The sequence below is a fragment of the Streptomyces aurantiogriseus genome (assembly GCF_014649375.1).
Lineage (GTDB): Bacteria > Actinomycetota > Actinomycetes > Streptomycetales > Streptomycetaceae > Streptomyces > Streptomyces aurantiogriseus.
The window spans coordinates 20,888-34,033 of the sequence record NZ_BMSX01000022.1 but is presented as its reverse complement, the minus strand read 5'-3'; the positions used below and the strand labels follow the sequence as shown (position 1 = coordinate 34,033).

Sequence of the window (13,146 nt, the reverse complement as noted above, 5' to 3'; positions counted from 1 at the left end):
GCCGACCGAAGGGGAACCGCCGCGTGTGCGCACATGTACTGGTCGCCGAGGACGACGCGATGCAGGCGGAACTCATCCGCCGCTCCCTGCTCGCCGAGGGCCACACCGCCACCGTCGTCCACGACGGCTCCGCCGCGCTGGACGCGGTGCGGCGGGACCGGCCCGACCTCGTCGTACTGGACCTCATGCTGCCGGTCATCGACGGCTTCGGGGTGTGCCGGGTGCTGCGCCGGGGCGACGACATCCCGGTGCTGATGCTGACCGCCCGCGCGGCCGAGGAGGACGTGCTGCTCGGCCTGGAGCTGGGCGCCGACGACTACATGACCAAGCCGTACAGCCCACGTGAGCTGATGGCGCGGATCCGCACGGTCCTGCGGCGCAGCGGGCGCGCCGCGGGCGGCCGGCGGGAGGATCCCCTCGTACGGGCCGCGGGGCTCGCCGTCGATCCGGAGCGGCACGAGGTGCGGTGCGACGGGGAGCCCGTGGAGTGCACACCCGCCGAGTTCCAGATCCTGCTCGCCCTGGTCGGCGAGCCCGAACGGGTCTTCTCCCGACGGCAGTTGCTGCAGTGCACCCGCGGCTTCGACCGCTCCTCCACCGAACGGGCCATCGACGTGCACATCATGAACCTGCGTCGGAAGATCGAGGCCGACCCGCGCAGACCCGTCCGGCTGCTGACCGTGTTCGGCGTCGGCTACAAGCTCAGCGGCGGACGCGCGTGAAGCCTGTCCGCATACCCCTGCGCAAGCGCCTGCTGGTCCGGCTGCTGATCGCGTCCGCGCTGATCGCCGTGTGCTCGGTGGCCGCGACGGCCTGGCTGGCGGTGGCGACCACCACCCGCGCCCTGCGGGAGGAGCAGGGCCAGGCCCTCGCCGACGACATGGACATCCTGGCCCGCCTCAGCGGATACGCGGCCACCCACCCCGACTGGAGGGGCGTCCAGGCCACCGTCCGGGACCTGTCCGCGCGCACCGGCCGGCGCATCGCCCTGACCACCACCGACCGCACCCTCCTCGCCGACTCCGCACCGCGCGGCACCTCCCTGCCGCCCCGCGCCGCCGCCACCGTCGACCCACTGCGCACCGACACCTTCAGCGAGCCCGGCGCCCAGCTCAGCGGCACGGACCCGCGCGTCGTCGGCCCCTACCGGCTCACGGCGGCGGAAGGCACGAGAGTGGACGCCCTGGCCCGGAAACGGCAGAGCTGCTTCGCCCGCCACGGCATCGACACCACCCTCAGCCGGACACCGAGCGGCCGTACGGTCCTGAACCGCACCGACGGCGGCCTCGACTCCGACTACGTGCCCGAGCCCTGCGCCGACGGCCTGCTCAACACCCTGACGGCCACGGAGGACAAGGCGCTGGCCGCGCTCCAGAAGCTCGCGCGCGACTGCCTGACCCGGGAGGGACTGGACCCCGACACGCCGGCGACCCTCGGCACCGACCTCACCGGCGAAAACCTGTGGGGCCCGGCGCGCACGCCCGGATTCCTGATGAAGGGTGACGCCAAGATGACGCGCGCGGCCCAGAACTGCCACGACGACGCCCGCCGCACCCAGCTCGACCCGTACGTCGCCCCCGTCGCCGAACTGTTCCTCGGCGGCGGGGACAACGGCGCGGCACCCCGCTGGGACCTGTCCCCGGCCAACAAGACGAAGGTCGTCGGAGCGGCCGGGCTGGTGCTCGCCGTCACCGTCGCCGTGACCGCCGTCGTCGCCACCCGCCTCGTACGGCCCCTGCGCGCCCTCACCGAGGCCGCCCAGCAGCCCCCCGACCGGCATGCGCGCGTCCCCGTCACCACCCGGGACGAGACCGGGATCCTGGCGGAGGCCTTCAACGACCTCGCCGAGCGCCGCGAACGCCTGGAGGCTCAGCGCAAGGCCCTGGTCAGCGACGTCGCCCACGAACTGCGCAGTCCGCTCACCAACATCCGCGGCTGGCTGGAGGTCACCCGCGACGGACTCGTCGACCCCGACCCCGAGCTGCTCACCGCCCTGCACGAGGAGGCCCTGGTCCTCCAGCGCGTCATCGACGACCTGCGTGACCTCGCGGCCGCCGACGCCGGCACGCTGCGCCTGCACCGCGAGCCCGTGGCCGCCGACGAGCTGCTCGCCCAGGTCGCCGCCGCCCACCGGGTCGCCGCCGACACCGCGGGCGTCACCCTGCGCACCGAGACCGTCGGCACCCCGTGGCTGGACGCCGACCCGGTGCGGCTGCGGCAGGCGCTCGGCAACCTCGTCACCAACGCCGTACGCCACACCCCGCCCGACGGCACGGTCACCCTGACCGCCCGGAGCGACGGCGAGCAGGTCGCCCTGGAGGTCGCCGACACCGGCACCGGTATCGCGGCCGAGGACCTGCCGCACGTCTTCGAGCGGTTCTGGCGCGCCGAGAAGTCCCGCAGCCGGCGCACCGGAGGCAGCGGCCTCGGCCTGCCGATCGTCCGCCACCTGATGACCGCCCACGGCGGCACCGCCGAGGCCGCGAGCACACCGGGCACCGGCAGCGTCTTCACCCTGCGGCTGCCCGCCGCCGTGCCCCCGCAGGACGGCTGAGCGGGAGGGACTGATTCCGTTCGGGCGGTGCGGGTACCCCGTTGGCCGGACGGCGAAGAGGGAGGTCACACTCATGAGCTGGGACGACCTGCCGGTCGCACACGCCCTGACCGAACTGGCCGGCCTGGTCGAACGACGACAGGGCCTGTTCGTCCGTTGGTCGCGCGGCCCCGAGACCGACCTCGGGTCGGTCTCCAGCACGGACGAGCTCACCGGCGTCCCGATGCCCGGCCTGTCCGCCAATCCCCTCGACGTCGAGGACTGGTGGGAGGACCGCTCCCGCACCCTGTGGGTCGCCCGCAGGCTCTACGACTACGCGCACCTGCCGCACGAGAAGGGCCCCGGTGTCCGCCCCTGGATCCTGACGGGCCGGGAGACGGGCCGGGGCCCCGACAACGAGCCGCTCGTGGCCGACGTAAGGCCGCTGTGCTGGATCGACCCCGGCGTGATCGAGGAGGCGCGGGCCGAGGTGGCGCGGCAGGAGGCCGCGTGGGGGCCGCTGCGCCGGACGGGCCGGTGAGGTCCGGCCCCGGGACGTCCGCGGTCGCGGACTCCGCCGGGGTCAGGAACTCCGTCGCGCCTTGATGCGCCGCTTGAGGGCACGTCGCTCCGTCTCGCTCGTCCCGCCCCAGACCCCGAGGGTCTGGTCCGTCTCCAGCGCCCACTCCAGGCACGCCTCCCGCACCGGGCAGCGCCGGCAGACCGCCTTCGCCTGTTCCGTCTGCAGCAGTGCCGGCCCCGAGGTGCCGATCGGGAAGAAGAGGTCCGGGTCCTCGTGGCGGCACGCGGCATGCTGTCGCCAGTCGTCCATCGAAGTCACCTGCGATCGAAGTCGTATGTGCTTTTCCGGATACGTCGGTTGCTCCCGGTCGGGTCACCGCCGGGGCGGGAGTGAAACAACGCCGGCCCCGGAAGGCGTTCACAGCGCCGGCGGGGTCGTTCACTGCTCCCGCATGCCCCACGGCGAGCCGTACGCCGTCAGCAGGTCGAGGAAGGGGCCGGCCGGGAACGCCTCCGGGCCCAGCACGCCCGCGCCGGACCACGCGCCCGTGGCGAGCAGTTCGAGGGCGACGACCGGGTTGACGGCCGTCTGCCACACCACGGCCTGGCTGCCGTACTCGGCCATCGACCACTGGTTGTCGACCACGTGGTACAGGTACACCTCACGCGGCGCGCCGTCCTTCACGCCCCGCACCCATGTCCCGGCGCACGTCTTGCCGTGCATGCGCTCGCCCAGCGACGCCGGGTCGGGCAGACAGGCGGCGACGACGTCCCGGGGCGAGACCGGCACCGGGCCCGCCGCGCTCGGCACCGTCACCGGGGCGGTGCGGTCCAGTTCCAGCCGGTGCAGTGTCCGCAGCGTCTCGACGAACTCACGGCCCAGGCCGTACTTGAAGGTGACCCGGCGCGCGTCGACCCAGCGCGGCATGAGCAGCACCTCCTCGTGCTCCACGTTCACGCACTCGACGGGGCCGATGCCCTCCGGGAAGTCGAACACCTCGGGCTCGCTGAACGGCTCGGTGGTGAACCAGCCGCGGTCGGCCTCGTAGACCACCGGCGGGTTCAGGCACTCCTCGATCGTGGTCCAGATGTTGAAGGAGGGCGCGAAGTCATGGCCCTCGACGGTGAGGTTCGCGCCGTCGCGGACGCCGATCTCCTCGATCTCGTCGAAGAGTTCGTCCGCGGCGTACCGCGCGAAGACGTCCGACAGGCCGGGCTCCACCCCCATGCCGACGAGGGCCAGCGCACCTGCCTTCTCCCAGTCGGAGGCCTGCGTGAACTGCGCGTCGCCGAGCTTGACCCCGCACTGCTCGTACGGGCGCTCCGGATGGGGGCGCGAGAGGGACATCGCCATGTCGACATAGGTGGCGCCGGCCGTGCGGGCCGCCTGGAAGAGGGGCATCACGAAGCGCGGGTCGGTGGCGTTGAGCAGGACGTCGCAGCGGTGGTGGGCGAGCAGCCGGGCCACCGCGGCCTCGTCGCTCGCGTCGACTCGCTCGGCGAGGAACCGCTCGTCGCCGTCGAGGGCCGCGACCGCGGTGGCGGCGCGCTCCGGGTCGTAGTCGGCGACGACCATCGCGTCGAAGAACGGACGCCGGGCCGCGATCCGGGTGATCGCGGTGCCCACACCGCCGGCCCCCACGAGCAGTACACGCATGACGGGAACTCCCTGTCGATAGGTCGATCAAGTCGATAAGTCGATGAATGGGTCTGTCGGTCAGCGCGCTTGCCCTGGATCCAACGCCGTCCGCCCGCTTAAGGTCAATGGCGTTGGCATAAGAACGGGAGACAGGGGGAGACATCGTGCCGAAACAGGTCGTACCCGAGGAGAGGCGGCGGCGGCGTCGGCCCACCAAGAGCGGCACCGTCCTGTCCGAGCGGCTCATCGTCGAGACCGCGCTGCGCCTGCTGCACGAGCACGGCAGTGCCGGGCTCACCGCCCGCCGTCTCGGCCTGGCCCTCGACTGCGACCCCAGCACCCTCTACCGGTACTTCCGGGGCATGGACGACCTCACCCTCGCCATCGGCGACGCGCTGATCGGGCAGGCCCTGCGGGGCTGGGAGCCGACGGGGGAGTGGCGAGCGGACCTGCACGGCATCGGACTGCGCATTCACGAGGCCTACGTCGCCCACCCGCAGGCCGCCCAGCTCACCGCGAGCCGTGTCACCGGCCGGGCGAACGAACTGGCCGCCGACGAGGCCGTCCTGGACGTCCTGCGCAGGGCCGGGTTCCCGGTGCCGGACACCGTGCGGATCTACCACGCCTTCATCGACCAGACGCTGGCCTTCGCCGCCCTGGACGCGGCGTCCCTGGCCCTGCCGCGCGCCTCGCAGCGCGCCGACGACGCCATATGGCGCTCGACCTACGCCCGTCTGCCCGCCACCACCCACCCCCGGATCGCCGAGGCGGCCCCGCTGCTGTCGACGCGCATGGTCACCAGCGCCTATCCGACGGCCCTGGAGATGCTGCTGGACAGCGCGGCGGCACGACTGACGGCGCTCGAGGCCGCGTAGACATCACACGCGGACATCAGCCGCGCAGGGCCTCCGCGGCCGTTGCGACGACCGCGTCCGCCACCGCCGCCAGCGCGGGCGAATCGAGCTTCCACTGCTGCCAGTGGAGCGGTACGTCCAGCGGCCGCTCGGGCGCGAGGGACGTCAGACGTCCGGCCGCGAACAGGGGACCGGCCTGCACCTCGGGCACCATCCCCCAACCGAGCCCGGCCACCACCGCGTCGAGGAAACCCTCCGAGGTCGGCACGGCGTGTCGTACGGGACCCGCGCCGCCCGCACCGCGCCGCAGCCGGCGTACGAACGCGTCCTGGAGATCGTCGCCCCGGTCGAAGGTCACCAAGGGCGCCTCGGCCAGGACCTCACGAAGGGGGCGGCCCGCCAGGTGCCGGGCGGCGAAGCCGGGGGCGGCCGCAGCCAGGTAGCGCATCCGGCCGAGCCGGCGCACGGAGCACCCGGTCACCGGGTCGGGCGAGGAGGTCACCGCGGCCATCACCAGCCCCTCCCGCAGCAGCTCCGCCGTCCGCCTCTCGTCCTCGCGGTGCAGCTCGAAGCAGAGCCCCGGCTCCTGCGGTACGCGGCTCAGGGCCGGCAGGAACCAGGTGGCGAGGGAGTCCGCGTTCACCGCGACGGTCACGCGTGTCGGCTCCCCGGCGCCGCTCATGCCCAGCTCGGACCGCGTGTCGCGCTCCAGCCGGGCCAGCTGGCGGGCGAACCGGACGACGATCTCGCCCGACTCCGTGGGCCGCACCGGCTTGGTGCGCAGCAGCAGGACCCGGCCCGTGCGCTGCTCCAGCGCCTTCACCCGCTGACTCACCGCCGACGGCGTCACATGCAGGGCGGCGGCCGCCGCGTCGAAGGTGCCCTCGTCGACCACCGCGAGCAGCGTGCGCACCTGGTCGAGCGGAAGATCTGTCATCACGAGGGCTAATGATACGTAAGAACCTTTAGCTGTACCTGCAGTGATCCGCTCCCTAGCGTGGACGCCATGACGCCCACCCTCACCGCCGCGGCCGCCGGATTCGGCACCGGCCTGTCGCTCATCGTCGCCATCGGCGCCCAGAACGCCTTCGTCCTGCGTCAGGGCATCCGTCGCGACGCGGTCCTCGCCGTCGTCGGGATCTGCGCCCTGTCCGACGCCGTGCTCATCGCGCTCGGTGTGGCCGGGGTGGGAGCGCTCGTGGTGGCCTGGCCGGGAGCGCTGACCGCCGTCGCGTGGATCGGTGGCGCCTTCCTGCTCTGCTACGGGGCCCTCGCCGCCCGCCGGGTGCTGAAACCGGGCGAGGCCCTGAGGGTGGACGGCGAGGCCACGGGCTCACGGCGGCGGGCGGTGCTCACCTGTCTGGCCATGACCTGGCTCAACCCGCACGTCTACCTCGACACCGTCTTCCTGCTCGGCACCGTCGCCGCCGACCGCGGCCCGCTGCGCTGGACCTTCGGCCTCGGCGCCGTGCTCGCCAGCCTCTGCTGGTTCGCCGCGCTCGGCTTCGGCGCCCGTCTGCTCAGCCGCTTCCTGACCCGGCCGGCCGCCTGGCGCGTCCTGGACGGACTGGTCGCCGCCACGATGATCGCCCTCGGCATCACCCTCGTCGCGGGAGCCTGAGGAGAAGCGAAGTGTCCGAAAGCTGAGATTGCCTGTCCACGGGGTCCGCGGCAGCACAGAAAGTGCTGCGATAGTGATCGCCGGACACGAAAGATGTAACGAGCAATCAGGAAGCCCGTGGACACGAGCGAGAGCAGCACCCCACCCGAGACCGAGGCCGACCCGGATCCGCAGGAACGCCACCGACGCGGCTGGCGCCGCTGGGCGATGGACACCCGCCCGCTGCGCCGGCCCGCCTACCGCCGTCTGTGGTCCTCGACGATCGTCACGGCCGTCGGCAGCCAGCTCACCGCCGTCGCCGTCCCCAAGCAGATCTACGACATCACCGGCTCCTCCGCCTGGGTCGGCTACGCCAGCCTCGCCGGTCTGCTGCCGATGGTGCTCTTCGCCCTGTGGGGCGGCGCGGTCGCCGACACCATGGACCGGCGCAGACTGCTATTGATCACCAACACCGGCATCGCCGTCACCTCGGTGCTGTTCTGGCTCCAGGCCGTCTCGGGGCTGGACTCGGTGGCGGTGCTGATGGTGCTGCTCGCCGCGCAGCAGGCGTTCTTCGGGCTCAACGCGCCCGCCCGCAACGCCTCCATCGCCCGCCTGGTTCCGGCGCAGGAGCTGGCCGCCGCCAACGCCCTCGGCTCCACCGTCATGCAGGTCGGCCTGGTCGCCGGACCGCTGCTGGCGGGTGCCCTGATCCCGGTCATCGGCCTGCCCGAGCTGTACCTCATCGACGCCCTCGCCCTGTGCCTCACGCTGTGGGCCGTCGTCCGCCTGCCCGCGCTGCCGCCGCTCGCCGGCTCGACCGTCCGGCGCGCCGGGGTCCGGGAGATCGCGGAGGGCTTCCGCTACATATCCCGGCACAAGGTGCTGCTGCTGTCCTTCCTCGCCGACGTCATCGCCATGGTCTTCGGCATGCCCCGCGCCCTGTTCCCGCAGCTCGCCGCCGAGACCTACGCGCCCTACGGCGAAGGCCTCGCCCTCGGCCTGCTGTTCGCGGCGATCCCGATCGGCGCGGTGCTGGGCGGGCTGTTCTCCGGCACGTTCTCCAGGGCCCGTCGGCACGGCTGGATGGTCATCGGCGCGGTCGTCGCCTGGGGCGCGTCGATCACCGGCTTCGGACTGAGCGGCAGCCTGTGGCTCGCCGTCGTCTTCCTCGCCGCGGCCGGCGTGGCCGACATGGTCTCCATGGTCTTCCGCGGTGCGATCCTGCTCTCCGCCGCCACCGACGAGATGCGCGGCCGCATGCAGGGTGTCTTCACCGTCGTCGTCGCGGGCGGCCCGCGCCTGGCCGACGTCCTGCACGGTACCGCGGGCGCCGCCTTCGGCCCACGGGCGGCCGTCGCGGGCGGCGGCCTGCTGGTGGTCGTCGTGATGCTGGGCCTGGCGGCAGCGGTGCCGGCCCTGCGCCGCTACCGTGTCTGAGGCCTTGGACGTCCCCGCGGCCGCTGTTGCCTGGGACACTGGATGTCCCCGCGGCCGTTGCCGCCTCTGAGGCCCTAGACGACCCCGCGCCGGTGCATCCCGTACTGCTCCATGAGCTTGCCCCGGGTCATCTCCAGTCGGTGGGCGAGGATTTCGGCCACGATCCGCACCAGCGACAGACCGAGCGCCGCATCCTCCTCGCACAGCTTGAGCACCGGCTGCGCCTCGAACTCGTAGGCACGCACCGGGCTGAAGGCCTCCGCGCCGAAGTCCCACTGGTACGGCGGGAACAGCCAGGACCAGCCGAGCAGGTCGCCGGCGCCGAGACTGGCGACGGTGACCCGCTGTATGGACGTGACCTGCTGGGTGAGCGAGACGGCGCCGGAGCGGATGACCCAGAAGCGGTCGGCCGTGCCGCCCGCCTCGAAGATCCGCGTGTCCTCCGGGAAGGACACCTCCCGTGCGAGGGCCATCAGACGCTGGCGCTGGGGCGGGGGGAGGGCGGTCAGCAGTTTCGTCGCTTTGGTCATGGCGCGGGCTCCTCGCCGGCGATGGGTTCCGGGGTGCGACCGGAGGGGGTTCCGGGTTTTCCCTCTCACCCATTTCAGCCGCTGCGGACGCCCCGGGCACCTCGGCGGACGGGACTTCCGCGGACGGCAGGAAAAAGCCCTGGCTGGACGGGGGAAGCCAGCCAGGGCCGTCAAGGGGTGGTGTACGGAGGAGTACCCTCGACCCCGCCACCACGTATGAATGAACGGTAAACCATTCGCGGCGATTCTACGTAACCAAAAGCGGGTCACGTGACCGGTTTCACTCCGTCGTCTTTCACTCCGTCGTCTTCCACTCCGCTGTCGGGCCGTCCTCGCCGCCTCACGCCGCGTCCCTGCCGTCTCACTCCGCGTCTCTCGTGACGACCCTGATGGTCTTGAGTTCCGGGTCGGTCGGATCGGGAAGGTTCATGCCCGCCTCCAGGCCGGTGCGCAGATAGCGCAGCACGGGCTCGGTCAGCCGTTCACCGGGCAGAACGGCGGGAATCCCGGGCGGGTACGGCGTGATCATCTCGGCGGCGACCCGGCCGGCCGCCTTGGACACCGGCACGTGCTCGGCCGGCCCGAAGAACGCGTCCCGGGGCAACAGCCCCTGCGCCAGCCGCAGTTCGGACGGTGCCGGCACCTCCATCCGCGGGGCGGGCCGCAGGTCCGGCGCTGCGTGCGCGAGGTCCTTGAGGGCGGCGAGCAGCTCGCCGGTCGTCTCGCGGTCGTCGGCGTGGGTGATCTGCGCGCCGACACGGCGGTGGTCGGACAGGTGCATGTCCAGCGCCCGGTGCTCGTGCAGCCAGTCCGCGGCCTGGAAGCCCGAGATGCCGAGCCCCGTGAGGTCGATGACGACCGGCAGCGGGTCGAGGTCGTCGGCCCGTCCCGGGCCGCAGAAGTCGTTCCGGTCGTTGACGTGCAGCCCGTCGATCTGCTCGATGGCGGCCCGCAGCTCGGCCGCGAGGTCGAGGGCCGCGCCCATGAGGTCCTCGCCGTGCAGACACATCTGCCGCCGCCAGCCGTCGAGCCCGGCGTACAGCAGCACCGAGGGGCTGGTGGTGCCCAGCAGGTCCGCGCGAGTCTTCAGCAGCTCCGCCGGGACGAGGTCGCCCTGCAGATGGAAGACGGAGCCCTGTTCCAGGCCGCTGCCCATCTTGTGGATGCTGGTCACACAGATGTCGGCGCCCGCGTCCATCGCCCAGGACGGCAGATCCGGGTGGAAGGGCAGATGCGCCCCCCACGCCTCGTCCACGATCAGCGGGACCGAACGGCGGTGGCAGACCTCGGCGATCGCCCGCAGATCCGCGCTGGCGCCGTACGGTGTCGGGCTCGTGACCAGGGCGCCCTTCGCGTCGGGGTGGACCTCGAAGGCCTTCTCGAACTTCTCGGCGGACGGCGGATGCGCCAGGTGCCGCTCGGCGTCCCAGAGCGGCTCGACCCAGACGGGCTCGATCCCGGACAGGATCAGACCCGACACCACCGACTTGTGCGCGTCCCGCCCGATCAGCAGCTTCTCGTGCGGACCGGCCACGGACAGCATCGCGGCCTTGACCGACAGGGAACTCCCGCACGTGGAGAAGAACGTGTGGTCGGCGTGGACCGCGTCCGCCATCAGCTCCTCGGCCCGCTCCAGGACCCGGCCCCGGGTCAGCCGGTCGTCGAGCCCGCCGGACGCCAGCAGGTCACCCAGGAAGACCGCGTCACCCAGCACCGCCCGCACCTCGGGATCGGCGCCGCGGGCCTGCTTGTGCCCCGGCGGCGAGAACGCCAGCCGCCCCTGGCGGTGATAGTCGACGAGGGCTTCCAGTACGGGTGCGCAGGTGTGATCGGCTGTCATGCGCGCCGGGTTCCCGCGAGCCCGGCCGCCATGCGAGCAGGGGGCAGAAGCCCTGGTCAGGGCTCTGCCGGGTGGTGGCCCGGCGTCAGGACCTCGTCCAGGACGTCGAGTACCGCCTCGTAGGCCAGAGCCCGCACATGCGCGTCACGCCCCGCGTCCGGGTCGGTCCGCCCGAGTTCCTCGCCCCGGCCTCGCCAGGTCCGCAGTTCCTCGCGCGCGCAGGCCCTGGCGCGCTGGATGCGGCGCAGCAGTTCATCCGAGTCCACGACATCCGCCATGTGTCCCGCGTACCCACGCCGGGCTGTTCGATGACTCCTGGCGATGCCCGATCGGCAGGTTTGGCAGGGCGTTCGGGGGCCAGCCGAAACAGAGAGGGTCGCGCCGTCCGGCAGGGAGAGGGCCGGGCGCGGCCGCCGAGCCGGGAGAAGCACCGGCGGATCCGTCCGTCGTCCCCGGCGGAGCGCTTGTCCAGCGCGTTTGTTTGTTCACAGCGTTTCTTCACAGCACCCGGGGTCGATCGGTCACGTGGCAGGTCGTCGGTCGACCCGTCGGCCCACCGACCAGCCGGGAAAGCATCAGGGGAGCGAAAGGATGCGTACCAACCACTCGACCGACCGCCCCGACGCACCGGACGGCCCGATGCGGTGCGGGGGACAGCGGCCCTGCAGGCCGTCCGACGTCCGCACCGCCATCCGGCGCGCCGTCGCCGGGCGCTGCGGGGCCATGGGCTGTCCGTACGACGAGGATGCCCTCTCCGACGCCCTGCTCGTGGCTTCGGAACTCACCACCAACGCCATCCTCCACGGCGGCGGCGTCACCGGCTTCGACGTCGACGTCGACGACCAGGACGTACGGGTCTCCGTCAGCGACCGCAGCGACCGGCTGCCGGTGGCCGGCGACCCGCTCGACGAGGAGGGGCGCCGCCGCACCGGCGGACGCGGCTGGCCGATCGTCTGCCGACTGGCCCGGGACGTCCGGGTGTCCGACCTGCCCTCCGGCGGCAAGCGGATCACGGCCGTGGTCCCCGTGTTCTGACGGCCGCCGTTCCCTTGCCCCGAGCCCCGAACGGCTGCCCTTGCGTGGTTCCGACCGATCGTCCGAAGGGCTGCCGTGGCGTGGTTCCGGCCGGCCGCGACGGCCTGCCCGGAAGGCGTGAACGCCTTTCCGGCGGGCGGAGTTTGTTCCTCCGGGGGCAGGGCAGACGGAGGTTCGTGCTTCGGACCGGAGGCGCGTCATCGGGAGCGGCATCGCTGCTTCGGGGCGCTCCGTATGCCCCGGACGACAGCGGCCCTCCCGTGGCCATTCCCTGAAACGACCGTTCAGGAGCGATTCCGCATGCTCATCGACATGTCGACAAGCCGTCCTGCCACGCCTGCCGCCACGACCGCGCAGTCGCGCCGGACCCACGACGACGCTCCCGACACCGCACGTCTCTTCGCCCGCCTGATCACCCTGGAGGAGGGACCCGAGCGGGACGCCGTACGCGACGAGATCGTCACGGCCTGGCTGCCCATGGCCCACCGCATCGCCGGCCGGTTCCGCGACCGGGGTGAGGCGATCGAGGACCTCCGCCAGGTGGCGGCACTCGGCCTGGTGAAGGCCGTCGACCGCTTCGACCCGGAGCGCGGCGCCTTCGAGAGTTACGCCGTCCCCACCATCACCGGCGAGATCAAGCGGCACTTCCGGGACCGGATGTGGGCGCTGCGCGTCCCGCGCCGGGTGCAGGAACTCCGCAACAAGGTGCGCCTCGCCCGCCGCGAGCTCGCCCAGAACCCGGGTGCGCCCGAGCCCTCGGTCGCCGACATCGCCGCCCACACCGGACTGACCGAGGAGGAGGTCGGCGCCGGACTGGAGGCCCTGGAGAGCTTCAGCACCCTGTCGCTGGACGCCGAACTCCCCGCCGGCGACGACGGCTACAGCCTCGCCGACACTCTCGGCGGCCCCGACGCCTCCTACGACGTCGTGGTCGACCGCGAGTCCGCGAAGGAGAGCCTGCGCCGCCTGCCGGAACGCGAGCGGGCCATCCTCTACATGCGCTTCTTCGAGGACATGACCCAGAGCCGCATCGCCGACCGCCTCGGCATCTCCCAGATGCACGTCTCCCGCCTCATCAGCCGCAGCTGCGCCCAGGTGCGGGAGGAGGCCCTCGGCCGCCAGGGCGACCGAAGCTGAGCCCGCGACCGGCGCC

At 72.6% G+C, this 13,146-nt stretch carries 14 protein-coding genes; 8 read left to right on the top strand and 6 right to left on the bottom strand.

From position 1 onward, the window contains the following. The first annotated feature begins 23 nt into the window (after positions 1–23). From IE263_RS36305 to IE263_RS36295, 3 genes are all read left to right on the top strand, one after another. Positions 24–722 carry a response regulator transcription factor gene (locus IE263_RS36305; protein ID WP_189942321.1) on the top strand — a complete coding sequence of 233 codons (699 nt, stop codon included), beginning with the start codon at positions 24–26 and terminating at the stop codon, positions 720–722. Continuing rightward, entirely contained in the window at positions 719–2,554 is a 1,836-nt protein-coding gene (locus IE263_RS36300) for a sensor histidine kinase (RefSeq protein ID WP_229911356.1), read from the top strand. Before IE263_RS36305 ends, IE263_RS36300 begins: the two co-directional genes overlap by 4 nt. A 73-nt stretch (positions 2,555–2,627) precedes the next feature. After that, a complete protein-coding gene (locus IE263_RS36295) occupies positions 2,628–3,074 on the top strand; it encodes a DUF6098 family protein (protein ID WP_189942320.1) in 447 nt (148 codons plus the stop codon). Between the two features lie 42 nt (positions 3,075–3,116). On the opposite strand, the gene IE263_RS36290 is transcribed toward IE263_RS36295, so the two are convergent. After that, positions 3,117–3,365, bottom strand: a complete 249-nt coding sequence (locus IE263_RS36290; protein WP_189942319.1) for a WhiB family transcriptional regulator — start codon at positions 3,363–3,365, stop codon at positions 3,117–3,119. A 129-nt stretch (positions 3,366–3,494) separates the two neighbouring features. After that, positions 3,495–4,712 (bottom strand): saccharopine dehydrogenase family protein, encoded by a 1,218-nt coding sequence (locus tag IE263_RS36285; protein ID WP_189942318.1) that lies wholly within the window; start codon positions 4,710–4,712, stop codon positions 3,495–3,497. A 146-nt stretch (positions 4,713–4,858) separates the two neighbouring features. Between IE263_RS36285 and IE263_RS36280 the strand changes: the two genes are divergently transcribed. Next, a complete protein-coding gene (locus IE263_RS36280; RefSeq protein WP_189942317.1) occupies positions 4,859–5,569 on the top strand; it encodes a TetR/AcrR family transcriptional regulator in 711 nt (236 codons plus the stop codon). 16 nt (positions 5,570–5,585) lie between these two features. Here IE263_RS36280 and IE263_RS36275 read toward each other — a convergent pair whose 3' ends face one another. Further along, positions 5,586–6,485: a LysR family transcriptional regulator ArgP gene (locus IE263_RS36275; RefSeq protein ID WP_189942449.1), complete on the bottom strand. Its 900-nt coding sequence runs from the start codon at positions 6,483–6,485 to the stop codon at positions 5,586–5,588. Between the two features lie 69 nt (positions 6,486–6,554). Between IE263_RS36275 and IE263_RS36270 the strand changes: the two genes are divergently transcribed. After that, positions 6,555–7,169: a LysE/ArgO family amino acid transporter gene (locus IE263_RS36270; RefSeq protein ID WP_189942316.1), complete on the top strand. Its 615-nt coding sequence runs from the start codon at positions 6,555–6,557 to the stop codon at positions 7,167–7,169. 117 nt (positions 7,170–7,286) lie between these two features. Further along, positions 7,287–8,588 (top strand): MFS transporter, encoded by a 1,302-nt coding sequence (locus IE263_RS36265; protein WP_189942315.1) that lies wholly within the window; start codon positions 7,287–7,289, stop codon positions 8,586–8,588. A 74-nt stretch (positions 8,589–8,662) separates the two neighbouring features. Here the strand turns inward: IE263_RS36265 and IE263_RS36260 are convergent, their stop codons facing one another. The 3 genes from IE263_RS36260 to IE263_RS36250 all read right to left on the bottom strand — a co-directional run bounded on the left by IE263_RS36260 (position 8,663) and on the right by IE263_RS36250 (position 11,236). Then, positions 8,663–9,118, bottom strand: coding sequence for a cyclic nucleotide-binding domain-containing protein (locus tag IE263_RS36260; protein ID WP_189942314.1), 456 nt, complete (start codon positions 9,116–9,118; stop codon positions 8,663–8,665). Between the two features lie 361 nt (positions 9,119–9,479). Next, positions 9,480–10,958 (bottom strand): aminotransferase class I/II-fold pyridoxal phosphate-dependent enzyme, encoded by a 1,479-nt coding sequence (locus IE263_RS36255; protein WP_189942313.1) that lies wholly within the window; start codon positions 10,956–10,958, stop codon positions 9,480–9,482. A 56-nt stretch (positions 10,959–11,014) separates the two neighbouring features. Beyond that, the gene (locus IE263_RS36250; protein WP_189942312.1) at positions 11,015–11,236 is read right to left on the bottom strand and encodes a hypothetical protein; all 222 of its coding nucleotides are present in this window, start codon (positions 11,234–11,236) and stop codon (positions 11,015–11,017) included. 313 nt (positions 11,237–11,549) lie between these two features. Between IE263_RS36250 and IE263_RS36245 the strand changes: the two genes are divergently transcribed. Continuing rightward, complete coding sequence (locus IE263_RS36245) at positions 11,550–11,993, top strand: ATP-binding protein (protein WP_189942311.1); 444 nt, start codon at positions 11,550–11,552, stop codon at positions 11,991–11,993. 300 nt (positions 11,994–12,293) lie between these two features. Next, complete coding sequence (locus IE263_RS36240; protein ID WP_189942310.1) at positions 12,294–13,130, top strand: SigB/SigF/SigG family RNA polymerase sigma factor; 837 nt, start codon at positions 12,294–12,296, stop codon at positions 13,128–13,130. The last annotated feature ends 16 nt before the right edge of the window (positions 13,131–13,146 follow it).

What these genes read in the sequence shown, in the direction of transcription:
- IE263_RS36295 (WP_189942320.1), top strand. Translation starts at nt 2,628, where the DNA reads ATGAGCTGGGACGACCTGCCGGTCGCACACGCCCTGACCGAACTGGCC.
- IE263_RS36290 (WP_189942319.1), bottom strand. Translation starts at nt 3,365, where the DNA reads ATGGACGACTGGCGACAGCATGCCGCGTGCCGCCACGAGGACCCGGAC.
- IE263_RS36285 (WP_189942318.1), bottom strand. Translation starts at nt 4,712, where the DNA reads ATGCGTGTACTGCTCGTGGGGGCCGGCGGTGTGGGCACCGCGATCACC.
- IE263_RS36275 (WP_189942449.1), bottom strand. Translation starts at nt 6,485, where the DNA reads ATGACAGATCTTCCGCTCGACCAGGTGCGCACGCTGCTCGCGGTGGTC.
- IE263_RS36270 (WP_189942316.1), top strand. Translation starts at nt 6,555, where the DNA reads ATGACGCCCACCCTCACCGCCGCGGCCGCCGGATTCGGCACCGGCCTG.
- IE263_RS36260 (WP_189942314.1), bottom strand. Translation starts at nt 9,118, where the DNA reads ATGACCAAAGCGACGAAACTGCTGACCGCCCTCCCCCCGCCCCAGCGC.
- IE263_RS36255 (WP_189942313.1), bottom strand. Translation starts at nt 10,958, where the DNA reads ATGACAGCCGATCACACCTGCGCACCCGTACTGGAAGCCCTCGTCGAC.
- IE263_RS36250 (WP_189942312.1), bottom strand. Translation starts at nt 11,236, where the DNA reads ATGGCGGATGTCGTGGACTCGGATGAACTGCTGCGCCGCATCCAGCGC.
- IE263_RS36245 (WP_189942311.1), top strand. Translation starts at nt 11,550, where the DNA reads ATGCGTACCAACCACTCGACCGACCGCCCCGACGCACCGGACGGCCCG.
- IE263_RS36240 (WP_189942310.1), top strand. Translation starts at nt 12,294, where the DNA reads ATGCTCATCGACATGTCGACAAGCCGTCCTGCCACGCCTGCCGCCACG.